21 protein-coding genes are annotated in these 20311 nt (G+C 71.0%); 12 read left to right on the top strand and 9 right to left on the bottom strand.

The annotated features are described in order from the left end of the window. Window positions 1–31: 31 nt before the first annotated feature. The 6 genes from ACZ69M_RS38435 to ACZ69M_RS38410 form a co-directional block, all read right to left on the bottom strand. Window positions 32–226 carry a hypothetical protein gene (locus tag ACZ69M_RS38435; RefSeq protein WP_403686159.1) on the bottom strand — a complete coding sequence of 65 codons (195 nt, stop codon included), beginning with the start codon at window positions 224–226 and terminating at the stop codon, window positions 32–34. A 176-nt stretch (window positions 227–402) separates the two neighbouring features. Then, entirely contained in the window at window positions 403–1260 is an 858-nt protein-coding gene (locus ACZ69M_RS38430; RefSeq protein ID WP_470057361.1) for a phosphatidylinositol-specific phospholipase C/glycerophosphodiester phosphodiesterase family protein, read from the bottom strand. Between the two features lie 174 nt (window positions 1261–1434). After that, the gene (locus ACZ69M_RS38425) at window positions 1435–2574 is read right to left on the bottom strand and encodes an acyl-CoA dehydrogenase family protein (RefSeq protein ID WP_470057359.1); all 1140 of its coding nucleotides are present in this window, start codon (window positions 2572–2574) and stop codon (window positions 1435–1437) included. After that, entirely contained in the window at window positions 2571–3752 is a 1182-nt protein-coding gene (locus ACZ69M_RS38420) for an acyl-CoA dehydrogenase family protein (protein WP_470057357.1), read from the bottom strand. Before ACZ69M_RS38420 ends, ACZ69M_RS38425 begins: the two co-directional genes overlap by 4 nt. Further along, on the bottom strand, window positions 3749–4726 hold the full coding sequence (locus ACZ69M_RS38415) for an NADPH:quinone oxidoreductase family protein (RefSeq protein WP_470057355.1): 978 nt from the start codon (window positions 4724–4726) through the stop codon (window positions 3749–3751). Before ACZ69M_RS38415 ends, ACZ69M_RS38420 begins: the two co-directional genes overlap by 4 nt. 94 nt (window positions 4727–4820) lie before the next feature. Then, window positions 4821–5417, bottom strand: a complete 597-nt coding sequence (locus ACZ69M_RS38410; protein ID WP_470057353.1) for a helix-turn-helix domain-containing protein — start codon at window positions 5415–5417, stop codon at window positions 4821–4823. A gap of 87 nt (window positions 5418–5504) precedes the next feature. Between ACZ69M_RS38410 and ACZ69M_RS38405 the strand changes: the two genes are divergently transcribed. The 5 genes from ACZ69M_RS38405 to ACZ69M_RS38385 all read left to right on the top strand — a co-directional run bounded on the left by ACZ69M_RS38405 (window position 5505) and on the right by ACZ69M_RS38385 (window position 10346). Beyond that, a complete protein-coding gene (locus tag ACZ69M_RS38405; protein ID WP_470057413.1) occupies window positions 5505–6431 on the top strand; it encodes an NAD(P)/FAD-dependent oxidoreductase in 927 nt (308 codons plus the stop codon). A 141-nt stretch (window positions 6432–6572) separates the two neighbouring features. After that, window positions 6573–8111: an ATP-dependent DNA ligase gene (locus ACZ69M_RS38400; RefSeq protein WP_470057351.1), complete on the top strand. Its 1539-nt coding sequence runs from the start codon at window positions 6573–6575 to the stop codon at window positions 8109–8111. Continuing rightward, entirely contained in the window at window positions 8108–8572 is a 465-nt protein-coding gene (locus ACZ69M_RS38395; RefSeq protein WP_470057349.1) for an NUDIX hydrolase, read from the top strand. The genes ACZ69M_RS38400 and ACZ69M_RS38395 overlap by 4 nt, the downstream gene beginning before the upstream one ends. Before the next feature lie 115 nt (window positions 8573–8687). Then, the gene (locus ACZ69M_RS38390; RefSeq protein WP_470057348.1) at window positions 8688–10082 is read left to right on the top strand and encodes an NADP-dependent succinic semialdehyde dehydrogenase; all 1395 of its coding nucleotides are present in this window, start codon (window positions 8688–8690) and stop codon (window positions 10080–10082) included. Between the two features lie 24 nt (window positions 10083–10106). Further along, complete coding sequence (locus ACZ69M_RS38385; protein ID WP_054228947.1) at window positions 10107–10346, top strand: DUF6213 family protein; 240 nt, start codon at window positions 10107–10109, stop codon at window positions 10344–10346. 42 nt (window positions 10347–10388) lie between these two features. Here the strand turns inward: ACZ69M_RS38385 and ACZ69M_RS38380 are convergent, their stop codons facing one another. Continuing rightward, entirely contained in the window at window positions 10389–11063 is a 675-nt protein-coding gene (locus ACZ69M_RS38380; protein WP_470057346.1) for a transcriptional regulator, read from the bottom strand. Between ACZ69M_RS38380 and ACZ69M_RS38375 the strand changes: the two genes are divergently transcribed. From ACZ69M_RS38375 to ACZ69M_RS38365, 3 genes are read left to right on the top strand one after another with little or no spacing between them, the layout of a single operon-like run. Further along, complete coding sequence (locus ACZ69M_RS38375; protein ID WP_470057344.1) at window positions 11001–12341, top strand: type III polyketide synthase; 1341 nt, start codon at window positions 11001–11003, stop codon at window positions 12339–12341. The two genes, ACZ69M_RS38380 and ACZ69M_RS38375, sit on opposite strands and share 63 nt — an antisense overlap. A 6-nt stretch (window positions 12342–12347) precedes the next feature. After that, a complete protein-coding gene (locus tag ACZ69M_RS38370; RefSeq protein WP_470057342.1) occupies window positions 12348–13562 on the top strand; it encodes a cytochrome P450 in 1215 nt (404 codons plus the stop codon). A gap of 7 nt (window positions 13563–13569) precedes the next feature. Beyond that, window positions 13570–14091 carry a cupin domain-containing protein gene (locus ACZ69M_RS38365; RefSeq protein ID WP_403686145.1) on the top strand — a complete coding sequence of 174 codons (522 nt, stop codon included), beginning with the start codon at window positions 13570–13572 and terminating at the stop codon, window positions 14089–14091. Between the two features lie 32 nt (window positions 14092–14123). On the opposite strand, the gene ACZ69M_RS38360 is transcribed toward ACZ69M_RS38365, so the two are convergent. Next, window positions 14124–15353, bottom strand: coding sequence for an acyl-CoA dehydrogenase family protein (locus tag ACZ69M_RS38360; RefSeq protein ID WP_470057339.1), 1230 nt, complete (start codon window positions 15351–15353; stop codon window positions 14124–14126). A 169-nt stretch (window positions 15354–15522) separates the two neighbouring features. Between ACZ69M_RS38360 and ACZ69M_RS38355 the strand changes: the two genes are divergently transcribed. Further along, a complete protein-coding gene (locus ACZ69M_RS38355; protein WP_054228952.1) occupies window positions 15523–16167 on the top strand; it encodes a TetR/AcrR family transcriptional regulator in 645 nt (214 codons plus the stop codon). Between the two features lie 144 nt (window positions 16168–16311). On the opposite strand, the gene def is transcribed toward ACZ69M_RS38355, so the two are convergent. After that, complete coding sequence (gene def, locus ACZ69M_RS38350; protein WP_470057337.1) at window positions 16312–16851, bottom strand: peptide deformylase; 540 nt, start codon at window positions 16849–16851, stop codon at window positions 16312–16314. Between the two features lie 154 nt (window positions 16852–17005). Here def and ACZ69M_RS38345 point away from each other — a divergent pair, with 154 nt between their 5' ends. The 3 genes from ACZ69M_RS38345 to ACZ69M_RS38335 all read left to right on the top strand — a co-directional run bounded on the left by ACZ69M_RS38345 (window position 17006) and on the right by ACZ69M_RS38335 (window position 20279). Beyond that, window positions 17006–18244: a MurT ligase domain-containing protein gene (locus tag ACZ69M_RS38345; protein WP_054228954.1), complete on the top strand. Its 1239-nt coding sequence runs from the start codon at window positions 17006–17008 to the stop codon at window positions 18242–18244. A gap of 22 nt (window positions 18245–18266) precedes the next feature. Further along, window positions 18267–18995, top strand: coding sequence for a type 1 glutamine amidotransferase (locus ACZ69M_RS38340; RefSeq protein ID WP_352046723.1), 729 nt, complete (start codon window positions 18267–18269; stop codon window positions 18993–18995). A 258-nt stretch (window positions 18996–19253) separates the two neighbouring features. After that, a complete protein-coding gene (locus ACZ69M_RS38335) occupies window positions 19254–20279 on the top strand; it encodes a 6-phosphofructokinase (RefSeq protein ID WP_054228956.1) in 1026 nt (341 codons plus the stop codon). Window positions 20280–20311: the final 32 nt, after the last annotated feature.

The raw sequence follows: 20311 nt of genomic DNA, 5'->3' as shown, positions 1-20311 counted from the left end.
ACAGGGCCTGACAGGCACCTGGACCCGCACGTCAGGGGCGCAGGCTGCTCACGATGTCCGCCGTCGCGGTGAGCCCGTTCTGAATGGTCGGGCCCATGCTGGTGCTCGACAGATAGAAGCCGAGCAGTACGCAGACCACCGCGTGCGAGGGTTTCAGCGCGCCGTTGCGCAGGAAGACCACCGCGAGGATCAGGAGCAGTACCACCACAGAGATGGAAATGGCCATCGTCAACCTCCTCCGCCACGTCGACACCGCGGCTTTCGGCCGCAAGTGTCGCGTAGCGGAGGGTTCGTCCGGGCGGCTGACGTGTCCTCCGAACGTGTGATGTCTACGCCCACTCGCACACCAGCGCGTGCACCTGCTCGGGCGCGTCCGCTCGCGTGCGTCTTGCGCACACGCGTCTACTCGTGCGCGTCGAGGAAGGCTTCGAGCCCGGCGAGGTCGTCGGTGTTGAAGTAGTCGAGGTCGGCGGCCAGTAGTTCGCCCCACAGGGCCTCGCGCGCCGGGCCCGCCAGGTCGGGTGTGGCCCAGAACCGCACCTTCTGGTGGCGCCGGTGCGCCGCCGCGATGATGCCGCGCAGCTTCGCACGCTCGGCGTCGGGGAACGGACCGTCGCCCAGCCAGGTGAAGTTGAGCGTCCAGTTGTCCGAGATCAGCGGGATGAAGGAGGCCGGGGCCGCGCTGCCGAGGTCGGTGAGCCGGCCGTCGTAGAAGGCGCGCCGCACGCTCTGCGCCTCCATGGGCGTACGGGCGGCGCGGTCGCCGGAGATCACCGCGGTGATCGGCCCCGGGCGCACCCGGCCGTGCGCGTAGGTGGTGAACAGGTGCGGGTAGCGGCTCAGATGGCGGTCGAGTTCGAGGTACGTCGACGAGCCCTCGGTCTTGATGTCGATGAGGAGTTGCAGGGGCCCCCGGTATCCCCGGTAGACCGAGCCGTGGTTGGCCCTCACACGGGCGGCGAGGGGCGCGAGGTAGAGGGATTCGAGGGTGCGGGTCGGGTCGAGGTCGACCGGGTCGTGGGCGACGAGGAGTTGGTCGCCGACGAGGTAGATGTCGGCCTCGACGCTGCCGAAGCGGTGGTCGAGGGCGTCGAACAGGGGGCGCGGGTGCTCGTAGTCGTTGTGCGCGTGGGCACGCCACAGGGGGCGCGTGTGGTGCTTCTCCTCCCCCGCCAGTGCCCGCGAGGCGGGCAGGGCGACCGAGCCCGCTAGGGCGGCGCCGAGGGTGGTGAGGGCTCTGCGACGGGTGGTGAGGGCCATGCTCTGCCTCCCTGAGGGGTGCGCTACGGAACTCAGCGAGTATGCGGTCCTCGGAGGCCCAACAAACCTTGAGCTGAGGGGAGTTGGCCGGACTGCCGCTGTCCGTTCACTTCACCCGCGGTGCGCACACGCAGAGGCCCGCCCCTGGTGGGGCGGGCCTCTGGCGGATGTACGTCAGGGGGCTTGCAGGTCCACCAGTTCGGCCAGCGCGGCGCGGTGGGCTCCCGCCGTGCCGTACGCGATCGAGTCCGCCTTGGCCCGCTTCAGATAGAGGTGAACCGGGTGCTCCCAGGTCATCCCGATGCCCCCGTGCAGTTGGAGGGCCTCCTCGGCGGTGTGGACGGCGACGGGCGCCGCGTACGCCTGCGCGACGGCGACCGACACGTCGGTGTCCGCGCTGCCCGTCGCGAGCGCGTCGGCGGCACCGCGGGCGGCGGCGCGCGTGTTGACGACCTCCAGCCACAGCTGCGCGAGCCGGTGCTTGAGCGCCTGGAAGCCGCCGACGGGCCGGTTGAACTGCTTGCGTTCCTTGAGGTAGCGGACCGTCTCGGTCAAGCACCAGTCGGCGAGGCCGAGTTGCTCGGAGGCGAGCAGTCCTGCGCCGCTGCGCAGGGCCCGTCGTACGGCGGGTTCGGCGGCGCCGAGCCGACGTGCCCGCACCCCGTCGAAGGTGACCCTGGCGAGCGGCCGGGTGAGGTCGAGGGACACCTGCGGGGTGACCGTCACTGCGTCCCCGTCCACCGCGTACAGCCCGCCGTCGTCCGCCGGAACCAGCAGCACGTCGGCCACCGCCGCGTCCGCGATCCCCGTCAGCTCCCCGTGCAGGAAGCCGTTCTCGTTCCGTACGGCCCGGTGGGCGCCGCCGGGTGCCACGGACAGTGCGACGGCGAGCGCGCCGATCGTCCGTCCCGATGCCAGCGCCGTCAGCAGCGCGGCGGCCTCCTCGCCCTCGCAGGCCAGCAGCGCCTCGGTGGCGACGACGGCGCTGGTCAGATACGGCACCGGCGCGACCGCACGCCCCAACTCCTCCAGTACCACGGCGACTTCGCGGTGGGTGGCGCCCTGGCCGCCCAGCGACTCGGGTACGAGCAGGCCCGCCAGGCCCATCCCGTCCGAGAGCGCCTTCCACAGCTCGGGATCGTGCGGGGTGTCCGTCTCGGTGCGGGTGATGACGCCCGCCGTGTCGCAGTGGTCGGAGAGGAGGTCACGGACGGCGGCACGCAGCGCCTCTTCCTCCTCCGAGTACAGCAGATCGGGCTGGGCGCTCTGTGTCGTCGGCGCAGGCGTCGTTGTCGTCGTAGTCGTCGTTTTCATCGGGCGAGGTCCTTCCACGCGACGTCCTTGTCGGTGCGCGGCTCGGACGGCAGGCCCAGCACGCGTTCGGCGACGATGTTCAGCAGGACCTCGCTGGTCCCGCCCTCGATGCTGTTGCCCTTGGAGCGCAGATAGCGGTAGCCGGCGTCGCGGCCGGTGAAGTCGACCAGTTCCGGTCGGCGCATCGTCCAGTCGTCGTACAGCAGGCCCTCCTCGCCGAGGAGTTCGACCTCGAGGCCGCTGATCTCCTGGTTGAGGCGGGCGAAGCCCAGCTTCATCCCGGAGCCCTCGTGGCCGGGCTGGCCCGCGACGAGCTGCTGACGCAGCCGTTCGCCGGAGAGCCGGGCGACCTCGGCCTCCACCCACAGCTTCAGCAGCCGCTGGTGCACATCGTGGGTGCGCAGTTCGGGACGCTCGCGCCAGGTCCTGGAGACCGGGCCGATCATGCCGCCCTCGCGGGGGATGCGCATACCGCCGATGGAGACGCGCTCGTTCATGAGCGTGGTCTGCGCGACCCGCCAGCCGTCGCCGACCTCACCCAGCCGGTGCGCGTCGGGAATGCGGACGTCGGTGAGGAAGACCTCGTTGAACTCGGCCTCGCCGGTGATCTGGCGCAGCGGCCGCACCTCGACGCCCGGGTCGGTCATGTCGCAGATGAAGTACGTGATGCCGCGGTGCTTGGGCACGTCCGGGTCGGTGCGGGCGATGAGGATGGCCCAGCGGGCGACGTGGGCGCTGGAGGTCCACACCTTCTGCCCGTTGACCACCCAGCCGTCGCCCTCCCGGACGGCACGCGTACCGAGCGCGGCCAGGTCGGACCCGGCGCCGGGCTCGCTGAAGAGCTGGCACCAGACCTCCTCGCCGACCCACAACGGCCGCAGGAAGTCCCGCTTCTGTTCCTCCGTGCCGAAGCCGAGGATGGTCGGCGCGGCCATGCCGAGGCCGATGCCGATGCGCCGCGGGTCGTTGTCGGGGGCGCCGGCGGCCTCCAGTTCGGCGTCCACGACGGCCTGGAGGGTGCGCGGGGCGCCGAGCCCGCCGAGGCCCTCGGGGTAGTGCACCCAGGCGAGTCCGGCGTCGAAACGGGCCTTGAGGAAGTCGAGGCGGTCCGTGGTCGCGGGCGGGTGCGCCGCCAGCAACTCCTTCGTACGGGTGCGCAGTTCGGCTGCGTCGGTCATGCGGCTGCTCCGTTCTCGAGAGAGGGCACCACGACGACCCGGCCGGTGGTGACACCGTCGCCGACCCGCTGCACGGCGGCCGCACCGCCGCCCAGCGGCACGCGCTCGCTGACCAGGGGCTTGATGGCGCCGCGCGCGGCCAGCTCGGTGAGCTGCTCGTGGCAGTGCTGGATCAGCTTGGGGTTCTTGGTGCCGTACAGGCCCCAGTGCAGGCCGAGGATCGCGTAGTTCTTCACCAGGGCGTGGTTGAGCGCCGGGCTGGGGATCGAGCCGCTGGCGAAGCCCACGACGACGATCCGGCCCTCGAAGGCGACGACCTTGGTGGACTGGGTGTACGCCTCACCGCCGACGGGGTCGTAGATCACGTCGGCACCCCGGCCGCCGGTGGCTTCCTTCACGGCGGCGATGACGTCCTGGGTACGCCGGTCGATGACGACGTCGCAGCCCAGCTCGCGCGCCACGGCCACCTTGTCGGCGCCGCCGACCACACCGATGACGGTGGCGCCCGCCGCCTTGCCCAGCTGCACGGCCGCGCTGCCGACCCCTCCGGCGGCGGCGTGGACGAGCAGCGTCTCGCCGGCTTCGAGACGGGCCCGGCGGTGCAGACCGAACCACCCCGTCTGGTAGCCGATGTGCAGGGCCGCGGCCTCGGCGTCGTCGAGGGTGTCGGGCGCGGGCAGCAGGGCGGCCACGTCCGCGACGGCGTACTCGGCGAGACCGCCGTGCGGCAGCGCGGGGTTGGCCAGCACGCGGCGTCCGTCCTCGGTCTCACCGCAGATCTCCACACCGGGCGTGAACGGCAGTGGCGGCCTGACCTGGTAGTGCCCGCGGCACATCAGCACGTCCGGGAAGTTGATGTTCGCCGCGCGCACCTTGAGCAGGACCTGCCCCTCACCGGGCACCGGTCGCTCCACTTCCTGGAGCTGCATCACCTGGCTCGGTTCGCCGAGCTGGTGCACTTGCCATGCCTGCATGCGGGGCCTCCACGGGACTGCTCTGTCTGACCGGGCTCGATCGCATACTAAGCGGTCGCTTGCCGATCAGGGAACAGTCTTGTGCGTCACGCCCTCACGGGCGGGCCGGACGCGCCCTCACATGCATCCGCTCCCCCTGTGGCCCGAACAGGCTCAGGAACTCCACGGGCCCCTCCCCCGTCGACCCGAACCAGTGCGGCACCCGCGTGTCGAACTCGGCGGCCTCCCCCGGACCGAGCACCACATCATGATCGGCCAGCACGAGCCGCAGCCGCCCCGACATCACGTACAGCCACTCATAGCCCTCGTGGGTCCGGGGTTCCGGTTCGAGCTTGCGCTGCGGTTCGAGCACCTTGTACGCCTGGAGTCCGCCGGGCTGCCGGGTGAGCGGCCAGTGGGTGCGGCCGCCGCGCACGATCGGCTGGGCGCGGACGCGCGGGTCACGCACAGGGGGCGCGCCGACCAGCTCGTCCAGCGGTACCTCGTGGGCCCGGGCGATCGGCAGCAGGAGCTCCAGACTGGGCTTGCGCAGCCCCGACTCCAGCCGCGACAGCGTGCTCACGGAGATGCCGGTCGCCTCGGACAGACCGGCGAGTGTCGCGCCCCGCTCCTTGCGGATGCGCCGCAGCCTCGGCCCGACCTCGGCCAGCACCTCGTCCGTCCGCGCCTCGTCATCCATGCCCTTGCTCATGCCCATATTGCAGATTCGGCAAAGCAGTTTGTCAATGCCGCACCGGTCGGGCGACCGTCTGCGGTGGAGGTGGTCACCATGACCGACATGACCGAGAGGTACGAGGCCGTCGTCGTCGGAGGCGGCGCGGCCGGCCTGTCCGCCGCACTGGTCCTCGGCCGGGCGCGGCGCCGCACGCTCGTCGTCGACGCGGGCGAGCCGCGCAACGCGCCCGCCGCGCATCTGCAGGGCTATCTGACCCGGGACGGCATGCCGCCCGCCGAGTTCCTCGCCGCGGGGCGCGAGGAGATCGCGCGGTACGGCGTCGAGCTGGTCCGGGACCGGGCCGTGGACGTGTCCCGGCAGGACAGCGGCGAGTTCCTCGTGACGCTCGCGGCCGGACCGACCGTGCACGCGCGGCGGCTGATCCTCGCCACCGGACTGGCGGACGAGCTCCCGACGGTCACGGGCGTCGCCGAGCGCTTCGGGCGGGACGTGCTGCACTGCCCGTACTGCCACGGCTGGGAGGTCCGCGACCGGTCCTTCGGGGTGCTGGCCGCCACGCCGATGAGCGTCCACCAGGCGTTGATGGTCTCCCAGTGGTCGAAGGACGTCACCCTCTTCCTGCACACGGTCGCCGAGGGGGAGCTGACGGCCGACGACACGCGACGGCTCGCCGCCGCCGGGGTCGTCGTGGTGCCCGGTGAGGTCGCGGGGCTCGTCGTCGAGGCCGACCGGCTCACGGGGGTCCGGCTCACGGACGGCACCGTCCACGACCGCTCGACGCTCTTCGTGGCGCCGCGCGCGGTCCCCCGCAACGACCTGTTCGAGCGGCTGGGCGCCGAACTGCGCGAGACCCCGTTCGGCACGTACCCGGTGGTCGACGAGACGGGCCTGACGACCGTGCCCGGCGTCTGGGCTGCGGGCAACGCGGTGGGCTTCGCCGAGCAGGTCGTGAACGCCGCGGGCGCGGGCTACCGGGCGGCGGCCACGCTCAACGGCGAGCTGCTCTTCGCCGACCTCGACGCCGCCTGAGCGCTCCGCCGGAAGGGCCGGGACGCGCCGTCGATCGTCTGCGGCGCCATCGTGGCTGGCCGCGCAGTTCCCCGCGCCCCTTCAGGCCCCGGAGCTGACCGCCCGGGTGTGGACGGCGTCCCTCCGTAGCACCATGGCTCCATGCTGCTCGCCCGGCTCGCCCATGTGTCCCGGGAGGTCGCCGCCACCTCGGCGCGGTCCCGGAAGACCGCTCTGCTCGCCGAGCTGTTCCGGGACGCCGACGCGGACGACGTGCCGATCGTGATCCCGTATCTGGCGGGCCGTCTCCCACAGGGGCGGCTCGGCATCGGCTGGAAGCTGCTGAGCGGGCCTGTGCCGCCCGCGCCCGAGCCCTCGCTCACGGTGCGGGACGTGGACGCCCGGCTGACGGCGGTCGGCGCGGTCACGGGCGCCGGTTCGCAGGCGGAGCGCAGGCGGCTGATGGACGAGCTGCGGGCGGCGGCCACCGAGGACGAGCAGCGGTTCCTGTTCGGGCTGCTCACCGGTGAGGTGCGGCAGGGCGCGCTGGACGCGGTCGCGGTCGAGGGGCTCGCCGAGGCGACCGGCGCGCCCGCCGCGGACGTACGGCGGGCGGTGATGCTCGCCGGATCGCTGCAGACGGTGGCGCAGGCGCTGCTGACGGACGGCCCGGGGGCCCTGGACGACTTCCGGCTCACGGTGGGCCGCCCGGTGCTGCCCATGCTCGCCCACAGCGCCACGTCCGTGTCCGAGGCCGTGGAGAAGCTGGGCGCGTGTGCCGTCGAGGAGAAGCTCGACGGCATCCGCGTACAGCTGCACCGCGACGGCGACGACGTACGGATCTACACCCGCACCCTCGACGACATCACCGACCGGCTGCCCGAGCTCACCTCCGCCGCGATGGAGTTGAAGGGCACCCGGTTCATCCTGGACGGCGAGGTGATCGCGCTGGACGAGGACGGGCGGCCGCGCTCCTTCCAGGAGACGGCCGGGCGGGTGGGCTCGCGGGTGGATGTGGCCACGGCCGCGAAGAGCGTGCCCGTCTCCCCCGTCTTCTTCGACGCGCTGTCGGTCGACGGGCTGGATCTGCTGGATCTGCCGTTCGCCGAACGGCACGCGGAGCTGGCGCGGCTGGTGCCCGAGCCGATGCGGGTGCGGCGCGCCCTCGCCCACGGGCCCGAGGACATCCCCCCGGCACAACGATTCCTCGCCGAGACGCTGGAGCGCGGTCACGAAGGCGTGGTGGTGAAGGCCCTGGACGCCCCCTACAGCGCCGGCCGGCGCGGGGCGTCGTGGCTGAAGGTCAAACCCGTGCACACCCTCGACCTGGTGGTCCTGGCGGCCGAGTGGGGCCACGGACGGCGCACCGGCAAGCTCTCCAACCTGCACCTCGGGGCCCGCGCCGCGGACGGTTCCTTCGCGATGCTCGGCAAGACCTTCAAGGGCATGACGGACGCGATGCTGGCCTGGCAGACCGAGCGCCTCCAGGAGCTGGCCGTCGAGGACAGCGGCCACGTGGTCACCGTACGGCCCGAACTCGTCGTGGAGATCGCCTACGACGGTCTGCAGAAGTCCACCCGCTACCCGGCCGGAGTCACCCTGCGCTTCGCCCGCGTGGTGCGCTATCGCGAGGACAAGACGCCCGCGGAGGCCGACACGGTCGAGACCCTGCTCGCCGCGCACCCGGAGGTGGCCCCGTGACGGAGAAGCGCAGTGCGGGACTGCTGCTGTACCGGCGCACCGACGACGGCCCGGAGGTGCTGCTCGGCCACATGGGCGGCCCGTTCTTCGCACGGCGGGACGCCGGGGCGTGGACCGTGCCCAAGGGCGAGTACGAGCCCGACGAGACCGCCTGGGACGCGGCGCGCAGGGAGTTCCAGGAGGAGCTGGGGCTGCCGCCGCCCGACGGCGAGGCCGTCCCGCTCGGCGAGGTCAGACAGAAGAACGGCAAGGTCGTCACGGCCTGGGCGATCGAGGCGGACCTCGACCCGGCGAGCGTGGTCCCGGGCACCTTCGAGATGGAGTGGCCGCCGAAGTCGGGGCGGCGCCAGGAGTTCCCCGAGCTGGACCGGGTGGAATGGTTCGGCCTGGACCGGGCCGCGGAGCTGATCGTGCCGGCGCAGACGGCGTTTCTCGACCGGCTGGCGGAGCACTCGGACTGAGCGCGCCCTCCGCGTTGCGCCGCACCGCGCCGCGCGGGAGGGTCGGAAAACAGCCCGCTCCCAGAGAACAGCCCGCTACAGGTTCCAGAGAACAGCCCGCTTCAGGAGGTCGGCCATGCCCATCGCGACGGTGAACCCGGCGAACGGCGAGACGCTCAAGACGTACGACGCGCTCGGCGCCGAGGAGATCGAGCGCAGGCTCGCCACGGCCGAGACCACGTTCCGCGACTATCGCACCACGTCCTTCGCCGAGCGTGCACGGCTGCTGCACAGGGCGGCCGACCTCCTCGACGAGGAGCGGGACGACATCGGCCGGGTGATGACCACGGAGATGGGCAAGCCGGTCAAGCAGGCCCGCGCGGAGGCCGCCAAGTGCGCGAAGTCGATGCGCTGGTACGCCGACCACGCCGAGGAGCTGCTCGCCGACGAGAAGCCCGCCGACTCTGACGCCAAGGACTCCGGCGCCTCCCGCGTCCTGGTGCGCTACCGGCCGCTGGGCCCGGTGCTGGCCGTCATGCCGTGGAACTTCCCGCTCTGGCAGGTGGTCAGGTTCGCGGCGCCCGCCCTGATGGCGGGCAACGTCGGCCTGCTCAAGCACGCCTCGAACGTGCCGCAGACCGCCCTCTACCTGGAGGACCTGTTCCGCCGGGCGGGCTTCCCCGAGGGCTGTTTCCAGACGCTGCTGATCGGCTCGGGCGCCGTGGAGGGCATCCTGCGTGATCCCCGGGTCAAGGCGGCGACGCTGACCGGGAGTGAACCGGCGGGGCGCGCGGTGGCCTCGGTCGCCGGGGACGAGGTCAAGAAGACGGTGCTGGAGCTGGGCGGCAGCGACCCGTTCGTCGTCATGCCGTCCGCCGACGTGGACCGGGCGGCGAGGACCGCGGTGACGGCCCGGGTGCAGAACAACGGGCAGTCGTGCATCGCCGCCAAGCGGTTCATCGTGCACACGGACGTGTTCGACGCCTTCGCCGAGCGCTTCACGGCGGGCATGAAGGCGCTGAAGGTCGGCGATCCGCTGGACGAGGACACCGACATCGGCCCGCTCTCCACCGAACAGGGCCGCGGTGACCTGGAGGAACTCGTCGACGACGCAGTGGAGAACGGCGCGACCGTGCTCTGCGGCGGCGAGCGCCCCGAAGGCTTCACGGAGCACGGCTGGTACTACGCGCCGACCATCCTCACCGACATCACCCCCGAGATGCGCGTCCACCAGGAGGAGACCTTCGGGCCGGTCGCCACGCTCTACCGCGCCGCCGATCTGGACGAGGCGGTGGCGCTCGCGAACGACACGCCGTTCGGGCTGAGTTCGAACGTCTGGACGAACGACGAAACCGAGGCGGACCGGTTCGTACGCGACCTGGAGGCGGGCGGCGTGTTCTTCAACGGGATGACCGCCTCCCACCCGGCCTTCCCGTTCGGCGGGGTCGATCGGTCCGGCTACGGGCGTGAACTGTCGGGACACGGAATCCGCGAGTTCTGCAACATCACCACCGTATGGCACGGAGCGTAAGCGTTCCGCAGCTACCATCCCCCTGTGAACCGCGAAGTGACCCTGCCTCTGATCGTCGACGACCGCGGCACGTTGCAGGTGGCGGCCGCCGACGTCAGCAAACTGCTGCGCACGGTGGGCGGCCGGTGGCTGCACCTGGTGGAGGCCGGCCAGGACGGACTCGACGAGGACACGGTGGCGACGCTGACCATCGAACTCGCCAAGCTCGCCGACCGCATCGACGTGGCCTGCATCGCGCACAGCAGCGGGACGACGTCCGACTGACGGCGCGCGTCCGCCCGGTTCGCGCGCCGGGCCGACGCGCCCTCAGGTCGGCCGCTGGTCGAGTTCCCACAGGGCGTGCCAGAACTTCGCCTCGTAGCTCTGCAGCAGTCGCCCGTACCGGAGGACCTCGGTCTCCCCGATCCGCCCCGCGTCCAGCCCCGCCTGTACAGCCGTGAGCGCCTTCCGCTCCAGCTCCGGGTCGGGTGCCGCGAACAAGTCGAAGAAGCCGCACACCTCGTTGCCGAAGCCGTAGTGGCGGCGCAGGGCCTCGGCGATCACCGCGCAATAGCCGCCCCACGTCGTGAAGTTGCCGCTCAGGGCGAGCACCACGTCGGCCGGTGAGCCGTTCAGGGCCAGCCACGCGACGTACGCCGGATAGGCCTGGCAGTCCGCGAGCGGCTCGTAGGACGCCGCCCTCGCCTCGTCCACCCCGCAGGCGGCGGCGAACACATCCAGCTTGCCCTGAGCCAGAGCCTCACCCTCCGCGAGCATGGTGAAGAAGGCGGCGCTCTGCGGCTCGACGTCGGGACGCTCGACCAGATGCAGGAACGCGCGGCGGTCCGCGGCGATCACATGGCGCTGTTCCAGGGCGAGGGCGGCGAGCGTGGAACGCTGGGCCGCGCCCCGGGCGATGAGGGGCAACAGCCGGTTGGCGTGGGGGTCCGGGGCGAGCTTCCCCGTGGTGTCCTCCAGCAGTTCCCTGGCCGTGCGCACCATGGCGTACTCCTTCGGTTCGGCCGTCCCGGGGCCTCTTCCCTCGTACTCCTGCGGCCTCCCAAAAATCCCCGGAATGGAGTAACCCGACGAGAGATCCCCACGCTTCCGGGTGATCGTGGGTGGACCACCCCTGTGGGTGAACCACCCCCGAGGGTGAACCACTCTTCCGCCGGGGGACGAGAGTTCCCCGGAAGGCGAAAGAAGGCGCGCGTCATGGCGACTTTGTGCAGACCTTCGGTCTCCGTACCGGAATACGTGATCACGATGGAGGAGACGCTGGAGCTGGCTCGCTCCCGTCACGAGGACCACCCGCAACTGCCGTTGGCACTCCGACTGATCGAGAACACCGGTGTCCAAACCCGGCACATCGTGCAGCCCATCGAGGAGACGCTGAAACACCCGGGCTTCGAAGAACGCAACAAGGTCTACGAGAGTGAGGCCAAGGCCCGCGTCCCCGCCGTCATACAGCGGGCGCTGGATGACGCCGAGCTGCTCACCACCGACATCGACATGATCATCTACGTCTCGTGCACCGGGTTCATGATGCCCTCGCTCACGGCCTGGCTGATCAACACGATGGACTTCAGCAGCGACACCCGGCAAATACCCATAGCCCAGCTGGGCTGCGCGGCAGGCGGCGCCGCGATCAACCGGGCCCACGATTTCTGCACGGCGTACCCCGACGCCAACGCACTCATCGTGGCCTGCGAGTTCTGCTCGCTCTGCTACCAGCCGACCGATCTCAGCGTCGGCTCGCTGCTCTGCAACGGCCTGTTCGGCGACGGCATAGCCGCCGCCGTCGTCCGCGGCAACGGCGGCACCGGCGTCCACCTGGAGCGCAACGGCTCGTACCTGGTCCCCAAGACCGAGGACTGGATCATGTACGACGTCCGCGCCACGGGCTTCCACTTCCTGCTGGACAAGCGGGTTCCCGGAACGATGGAACCGCTCGCCCCCGCCCTCCACGCCCTCGCGCGACAGCACGACTGGGACGCCTCCGAACTGGACTTCTACATCATCCACGCGGGCGGCCCCAGGATCCTCGACGACCTCAGCAAGTTCCTCGAGGTCCCGCCGGAGGCCTTCCGCTTCAGCCGGGCCACCCTCACCGAGTACGGGAACATCGCCAGCGCCGTCGTCCTGGACGCGCTGCGCCGGCTGTTCGACGAGGGCGGCGCCGAGCACTCCGCACGCGGACTGCTCGCGGGCTTCGGCCCCGGCATCACCGCGGAGATGGCCCTGGGCCGCTGGCAGGACACCAATAACGAGACGGTGTGAACGGAAATGACCGAGAAGACGATCACCGGACCACTGCCGCCTGTCCGGCACTGGCCCGCCCTCGACCTGAAGGGCGTGGACTTCGACCCGGTCCTGACCGAGCTGATGCGCGAGGGACCGGTCACCCGGATCCAGCTGCCCAACGGCGAGGGCTGGGCCTGGCTGGTGACCCGCCACGAGGATGTGCGCAAGGTCACCAACGACCCACGGTTCGGCCGCGAGGCGGTCCTGGACCAGCAGGTCACCCGGCTCGCCCCGCACTTCATCCCGGCCCGCGGCGCGGTGGGCTTCCTGGACCCGCCCGACCACACCCGGCTGCGCCGCTCGGTGGCCGCGGCCTTCACGGCACGCGGGGTGGAGCGGGTCCGCGACAAGGCCCGGCGCACGCTCGACGAGATGGTCGACGAGCTGCTGCGGGTCGGACCGCCCGCCGATCTCACCGAGGCGGTCCTCACTCCCTTCCCCATCTCGGTCATCTGCGAACTGATGGGCGTCCCGCCCGACGACCGGCAGGGCATGCACACCTGGACGCAGCTGATCCTGTCCTCCGCGCACGGCGCCGAGGTCAGCGAGAAGGCCAAGGACGAGATGGGCGCCTACTTCAGGAAGCTCATCGGCGCCCGGAACCACAGCAGGGACGAGGACGTCACCTCGCTGCTGGGCGCCGCCGCGGGCCGGGACGAGATCGATCTGGAGGAGGCCGTCGGACTCGCCGTCCTCCTCCAGATCGGCGGCGAGGCGGTCACGAACAACAGCGGGCAGATGTTCTACCTGCTCATGACCCGCCCGGCGCTGGCCGACCGGCTGCGCACCGACCCCCGGATCCGCCCCCAGGCCATCGACGAGCTGCTGCGCTACATCCCGCACCGCAACATGGTCGGCCTGTCACGGATCGCGAGGAAGGACGTCGAGATCGGCGGCGTACTGATCCGGGCCGGCGATCCGGTCTACGTCTCGTACCTGGCCGCCAACCGCGACCCGGAGGTCTTCCCGGACCCGGAGCACATCGACTTCGAGCGCAGCCCCAACCCGCACGTGGCGTTCGGCTTCGGCCCGCACTACTGCCCGGGCGGGATGCTGGCCAGGCTGGAGTCGGAACTCCTGGTGGACGCGCTTCTGGACCGGATGCCGGGGCTGCGGCTCGCCGTCCCCCCAAGTCAGGTCCCGTTCAGGAAAGGCGCGTTGATCCGTGGCCCCGAGGCTCTGCCCGTGACGTGGTGAGCGAACGATGACCATGACCGAAGGACTCCTCGTACCACCGGGTCACGGCCGGATCGTACAAACCCCCGCCCAGCACGTGACGTTCAAGGTGACCGGCTCGCACTCGCGCACCGCGTCCACCTTCGAGGTGCTGGTACCGCCCGGCTTCGACGTGGGCGCCCATGTGCACTCGCGCAGCGAGGAGCTGTTCTACGTGCTCGAAGGCGAGCTGGACGTGCTCGCCTTCGAGCCCCGGATCCGGACCCCCGACAACTGGCAGAAGTGGGAGTCGAGTTCGGGCAACCGGGCGGTACGGGCAACCCCGGGCACGGTCATCGTCGTGCCCCCGGGCTGTCCCCACGCCTTCGCCAACCCCACCGAGACCCAGGCGAAGATGTTCTTCCAGGCCTCCCCGCCCCCGGACCACGAGCGCTACTTCGAGGAGCTGCTGGAGATCCTGGGTTCGGGCGGCCCACCCGACCACGCGGCCATCGAGGAACTGAGGGCGCGATACGACATCGAGCAGCTCACCCCTCTGAAACACCGCTAGCCACGGCGCCGCTTCTCGGGGGCGCGGGGTGACTACCGAATCGGCATCCCGGAAAGCGTCCGGGCGATCACCAACCGCTGGATCTCACTCGTACCCTCGAAAATGGTGTAAATGGCCGCATCCCGATGCATCCGCTCCACCGGATACTCGCGGGTGTAGCCATTTCCACCCAGGATCTGGATCGCCTGACCGGTGACCTTCTTCGCCGTCTCACTGGCGAACAACTTGGACATCGACCCCTCGGCCGCGGTGAACGGCTTCCCGTTGATCGCCATCCACGAAGCCCGCCACACCAGCAGACGCGCCGCATCGACCGACGTACGCATGTCGGCGAGCTGGAACGCGACACCCTGATTGTCGATGATCGGACGCCCGAACTGCTCACGCGTCATCGCATAGTCGAGGGCGACCTCGTACGCGGCGCGGGCCGTGCCCACCGCCATGGCCCCGACGGCCGGACGCGACGCCTCGAACGTGGCCATCGCGGCGTTCTTCACCCGCTCGCCGCCACCCGCCTTGGCGCGCTCCCGGGCGCGGGCCAGGCGCTCGTCCAGCTTCGCCTTGCCGCCGAGCAGGCAGGAACCGGGGATGCGAACGTTGTCGAGGACCACCTCGGCGGTGTGCGAGGCACGAATGCCGTGCTTCTTGAACTTCTGGCCCTGGGAGAGGCCCGGCGTGTTCGGCGGCACGATGAAGGAGGCGTGCCCCTTGGAGCCGAGGTCCGGGTCGACGACCGCGACGACGACATGGACATTGGCGATGCCACCGTTGGTCGCCCAGGTCTTGGTGCCGTTGAGCACCCACTCGTCCTTGGCCTCGTCATAGACGGCACGCGTGCGCATCGAGGCGACGTCGGAGCCGGCGTCGGGCTCGGAGGAGCAGAAGGCCGCGACCTTGACATCGCCCGCGTCGCCATACATCTGCGGGATCCAGGTGCCGATCTGCTCCTCGGTGCCGTTGGCGAGGACGCCCACGGCGGCGAGGCCGGTGCCGACGATCGACAGGGCGATGCCCGCGTCGCCCCAGAACAGCTCCTCCATGGCCATGGGTATGCCGAGACCGGTCGGGTCGAAGTACTGCTGGGCGTAGAAGTCCAGGGAGTAGATGCCGACCTTCGCGGCCTCCTGGATGACCGGCCAGGGAGTCTCCTCGCGCTCGTCCCACTCGGCGGCCGCGGGGCGGATCACATCGGCGGCGAACCCGTGGAGCCAGTCGCGGACCTCCCTCTGTTCGTCGTTGAGCTCCATGGTGAACTCGGCCATGTCCCCTCCAGCACTGCACTAAAGTGTTACTTGCGGTAACTGGAGTCTGTTACTGATCAGTAGTAAAAGTCAACTCCCGCGTTCCGCTCGGCTGCCCGTTCGATACGCATGGGCCGATGAGTGTTACTTTGCGCAGGCGTCACCGAATCACCACGGGTGGGGAGAGATCATGGACACCACACAGCGGACCGATCAGCAGAGGTCCGCCGACCGCCGCCGGCGCGAGCTGCTGGAGGCCGCCGACAGAGTGGTGCTCCGCGACGGCCCCGGGGCCTCGATGAACGCCATCGCCGCCGAGGCGGGCATCACCAAGCCGATCCTGTACCGCCACTTCGGCGACAAGGGTGGACTTTACGCGGCCCTGGCCAAGCGGCACACCGACGCCCTCCTCGGAGCGCTGCGGGCCGCGCTGGACGCGCCCGCGGAGCGCCGGGAGCGGGTGGAGGCCACACTCGACACGTACCTCGCGGCCATCGAGGCGCACCCTCAGGTCTACCGCTTCCTGATGCACCCCACGGAGGGCGCCTCGTCCGCCGACCAGGGCTTCGACCTGGGGAAGCACTCCGCGCCGCTGCTGCGCCGCATGGGCGAGGAGTTGGCCGAGGTCATCGAGGAACGGGTGGATCTCGGACCGGGCAGTCAGCAGCTGGCGCGGGTGTGGGGGCACGGGATCGTCGGCATGATGCATGCCGCCGGGGACTGGTGGCTCGGTGAGCAGCCCTGCTCCCGGGCCGAGTTGGTACGGAGTCTGGCCGACCTGCTGTGGGGCCGGCTGGCCGCGGCCGGCGATCGTGTCGGGGGTCCTGGGTTCTGAGGCCGGGTGCCGGCTGCGGGTTTTTCGTGGCTGGTCGCGCGGTTCCCCGCGCCCCTCAAAGCGGGGCGCTCAGGTCGGCGCCCCTCCAGGGGCGCGTGGAACCGCGCGCTCAGCCGAAAACAACGCGCAGCCGGCCGACAAAGCTCAGCGCCCCCAAGACGCCCGCGCCGCCTGCCTCATCACCCGGCGTCGGCGCCACCCACTCAGCCGGTCCACGTACAGACCACCCTCCAGGTGGTCGTACTCGTGCTGGAGGCACCGGGCGAACCACCCCGTGCCATGGACCAGCACCGGCTCCCCGTCCACCGTGAAACCCTCGACAACGGCGTGGTCGTACCGCTCCGTCCCCGCCTCCAGGCCGGGCAGGGAGAGACAGCCCTCCGGCCCGCGCAGCACCAATCCGTCCGCCTCGACGAGACGGGGGTTCACCACGTGTCCCAGATGGCGGACGTCCTCGTCGTCCGGGCAGTCGTACACGAAGACCCGCGAGGCGACGCCGATCTGGTTCGCGGCGAGGCCGACGCCCTGGGCGGCGTACATCGTCGCGAACATGTCCTCGACGAGTCGGGCGAGTTCGGGACCGAAGTCCGTGACGTCTTCACACGGTGTGTGCAGAACGGGGTCGCCGAGCAGAGTCACCGGCCGGACGCGCCCTCGGGTGCCGGGGATGGAGCCGTGTCGCATGGCGGCAAGGGTACGGTCCTCATGGGCGCGCGAATGTCGCGCGGGCACCGTGGAGGTGCCGCGATTCGGGCACGTGAGTGGATCTCGATAGGCTGAGGCCCACACGGTGCCGGGGGCAGAGGCGCGGCGCGTACGCAAGGAGGATCGAGAAACGATGTCAGGCAACTCGGACCCGCTGACGCCGCGGGCCAAGCTGGCCGTGACGGCGGGCAAGGCGGCGGCGGCCGTCTCGCGGGCCGCCGGACGCGGCAGCGGATCGGTGATCGGCGGCCGGGTGGCACTCAAGCTCGACCCCGATCTGCTGGCCAGGCTCGCCACCCACCTGGACGTGATCCTGGTGTCGGCGACCAACGGCAAGACCACGACCACCCGGCTGATCGCGGAGGCGCTGCGCGCCGCGGGCCCGGTCGTGTCCAACGCGCTGGGCGCCAACATGCCGGCCGGTATCACCTCGGCTCTCGCCGGGGGTTCGGACGCGAAGTTCGCGGTCATCGAGGTCGACGAGAAGTACCTCGCGGGTGTCGCCCGCGACACCGACCCGAAGTGCATCGCGCTGCTCAACCTCTCCCGCGACCAGCTCGACCGGGCCGCCGAGACCCGGATGATGGCCGAGCACTGGCGCGAGGGCCTGGCCGGTTCCAAGGCCGTCGTGGTCGCCAACGCCGACGACCCGCTCGTCGTGTGGGCCGCTTCCTCCTCGCCGAACGTCATGTGGGTGGCGGCCGGTCAGATGTGGAAGGACGACGCCTGGTCCTGCCCGTCCTGCGGCGGTGTGATGCAGCGCCCCGGCGACGACTGGTTCTGCGGCGACTGCGGCTTCCGCCGTCCGACGCCGACCTGGGCGCTGTCCGGGGACCACGTCCTCGACCCGCACGGCTCCGCGTGGCCGATCCACCTCCAGCTGCCCGGCCGGGCCAACAAGGCGAACGCCGCCTCGTCGGCCGCCGTCGCCGCGGTCTTCGGGGTGCCCCCGCAGGTCGCCCTGGAGCGCATGTACCAGGTGCAGGCGGTCGCCGGACGCTACGACGTGGTGCAGTTCATGCAGCGCGACCTGCGTCTGCTGCTCGCCAAGAACCCCGCGGGCTGGCTCGAGACGTTCTCCCTGATCGACCCGCCGCCGACCCCGGTCATCCTGTCCGTGAACGCGCGGGGCGCCGACGGCACCGACACCTCCTGGCTGTGGGACGTCGACTACACCCGTCTGACCGGGCACCCCATCTTCGTGCTCGGCGACCGCAAGCTCGACCTCGCCGTGCGTCTCGAGGTCGCCAACCAGTCCTTCCAGGTCTGCGAGAACCTCGACCAGGCGGTGCAGCTCGCCCCGCCCGGTCGCATCGAGGTCATCGCGAACTACACCGCATTCCAGGATTTGAGGCGTCGTGTCGGCAACTGAGCAGCCACGGAGGACCAAGAGAATGAGTGACAACAGCCTGCGCCTGGTGTGGATCTACCCGGACCTGCTGAGCACCTACGGCGACCAGGGCAACGCCCTCGTCGTGGAGCGCCGGGCCCGCCAGCGTGGTCTCGACGTCGCCCGTCTCGACGTACGCAGCGACCAGCCGATCCCGACCTCCGGCGACATCTATCTGATCGGCGGCGGCGAGGACCGGCCGCAGCGGCTCGCCGCGGAGCGTCTGCGCCGCGACGGCGGTCTGCACCGCGCGGTGGGCAACGGCGCGATCGTCTTCTCGGTCTGCGCCGGCTACCAGATCCTCGGCCACGAGTTCATCAACGACCTCGGGCAGCGTGAGCCCGGCCTCGGCCTGCTCGACGTGGTCTCGACGCGCGGCGAGGGCGAGCGGTGCGTCGGCGACGTACTCGGAGACATCGACCCGCGCCTCGGCCTGCCGCAGCTGACCGGCTTCGAGAACCACCAGGGCGTCACCCACCTCGGCCCCACCGCGCGTCCGTTCGCGCAGGTGCGGCTCGGCAAGGGCAACGGCACCGGCGACGGCACCGAGGGCGCGTACAACGACACGGTCTTCGGCACGTACATGCACGGGCCCGTGCTCGCCCGCAACCCGCAGATCGCGGACCTGCTGCTGAAGCTGGCGCTCGACGTGAACGCGCTGCCGCCGATCGACGACCGCTGGTACGAGGCGCTCCGTGGCGAGCGCATCTCCGCGGCACAGCAGCCCGCCTGAACGGTCGGCCAACAACGGACAAACGGTACGGATGTCCACAGGGCGCGCTCGAGGGATACCTCAAGCGCGCCCTAGGCGTATCCGGCACGGTGTACCCAGGTCGGGCCCGCCTGACCGGGTGTCCGCTCACTTGTGCGGCCGCGTCCACCAGGCGGACGCCCGCTACGGCACCACCCCGTCCCGCCGGTAGGGTGACCGGGATTCCAGCCGGACAGCGTGGTCCGGTACCCGGCCCACGTTGAGAAGGTATTTCGGGCTATGCGCATTGGTGTCCTCACGTCCGGCGGCGACTGCCCCGGCCTGAACGCCGTCATCCGGTCCGTCGTGCACCGCGCCGTCGTCGACCACGGCGACGAGGTCATCGGCTTCCGGGACGGCTGGAAGGGGCTTCTGGAGTGCGACTACCTGAAGCTCGACCTCGACGCGGTGAGCGGCATCCTGGCTCGCGGCGGCACGATCCTCGGCTCCTCCCGGGTCCAGCCCGCGCAGCTGCGTGACGGCGTGGAGCGGGCCAAGGGCCATGTCGAGGAGCTCGGCCTCGACGCGATCATCCCGATCGGCGGCGAGGGCACGCTGAAGGCGGCCCGGCTGCTCTCGGACAACGGCCTGCCGATCGTCGGCGTGCCGAAGACCATCGACAACGACATCGCCGTCACGGACGTGACCTTCGGCTTCGACACGGCCGTCGGCGTCGCGACCGAGGCCCTGGACCGGCTGAAGACCACCGCCGAGTCCCACCAGCGGGTGCTGATCGTGGAGGTCATGGGCCGCCACACCGGCTGGATCGCCCTGCACTCCGGCATGGCCGCGGGCGCGCACGCCATCGTCGTCCCCGAACGCCCCTTCGACATCGAGGAGTTGGCCGCGCGGGTCGGCGAGCGCTTCGAGGCGGGCAAGCGGTTCGCGATCGTCGTCGCCGCGGAGGGGGCGAAGCCTCGCCCGGGCACCATGGAGTTCGACGAGGGCGGCAAGGACGTCTACGGGCACGAGCGCTTCGCCGGCATCGCCCGGCAGCTCTCCCTGGAGCTGGAGGAGCGCCTCGGCAAGGAGGCGCGGCCGGTGATCCTCGGGCACGTCCAGCGCGGGGGGACGCCGACGGCGTACGACCGCGTGCTCGCCACGCGGTTCGGCTGGCATGCCGTGGAGGCCGCGCATCGCGGCGACTTCGGGAAGATGACCGCGCTGCGCGGGACCGACATCGTCATGGTGTCGCTCGCGGAGGCGGTGGAGAGCCTGAAGACGGTTCCTGAGGAGCGGTACGCGGAAGCGGAGTGCGTGCTCTGAGGGTTCGTTCGTGCTGCGCTGACCCCGGTCAC

It is taken from the genome of Streptomyces sp. NPDC107454 (genome assembly GCF_055582885.1).
The sequence above is the reverse complement of the archived record's forward strand: the minus strand, read 5'-3'. Positions and strand labels throughout refer to the sequence as shown.